Source organism: Novosphingopyxis sp. YJ-S2-01 (genome assembly GCF_016093175.1).
Lineage (GTDB): Bacteria > Pseudomonadota > Alphaproteobacteria > Sphingomonadales > Sphingomonadaceae > Novosphingopyxis > Novosphingopyxis iocasae.
Window position 1 is genome coordinate 1 of the sequence record NZ_JAEDAI010000004.1, and the last position, 548, is coordinate 548.

A 548-nucleotide genomic window follows, 5' to 3' on the forward strand; every position below is an offset into this window, starting at 1 on the left:
GCGACGTTGGCGCAGTTGAGCAGGGCTTCGGCGCGTTGGCCGTCGCCGGGCGTGAGCGCCACGCCGATGCTGGGGTTCAGGAAGATGGCGTGACCGTCGGCTTCGAATGGGGCGTCGAAGGTGGCCAGCATGTCCTTGCACAGCGCGGCGGCGTCTTCGGCGTGCAGCAGGTTGGGGAAGATCAGGGCGAAGTCCTGGTCGCCGATGCGACCGATGCGCGGGCCGTCGGAGAGGCTGTTGCCCAGACCGCGGTCGGCCTTTTCGCTGTGCAGGGTCTGCAAGCGCTGACCGGCCTGGCGCAGCAGGCTGTCGGCGGCGCGTGAACCCAGGGTCTCGCGTGCCAGGCCGAACTGACCGCAGGTCAGGTGCATCAAGGCGGTGGTGGTGTGGCGTGCCAGGAGCTTGGGCAGGGCCTCGTCGAGGCTGCGGATGAAGCCTGGGCGGTTGGGCAGGCCGGTGGCGGTGTCTTCGTAGGCGAGGCGATCCTGGTAGCGCTTGAAGGCCAGTGTGTTGCGCACGCGCAGGACGAGCTCGCTGGCATCCACGGG

At 69.2% G+C, this 548-nt stretch carries 1 protein-coding gene; it reads right to left on the reverse strand.

The window, feature by feature from the left end:
• Positions 1–548 (reverse strand): GGDEF domain-containing protein (locus tag I6A82_RS14375; protein WP_198095661.1); only part of this gene is annotated, 548 nt, incomplete at both ends.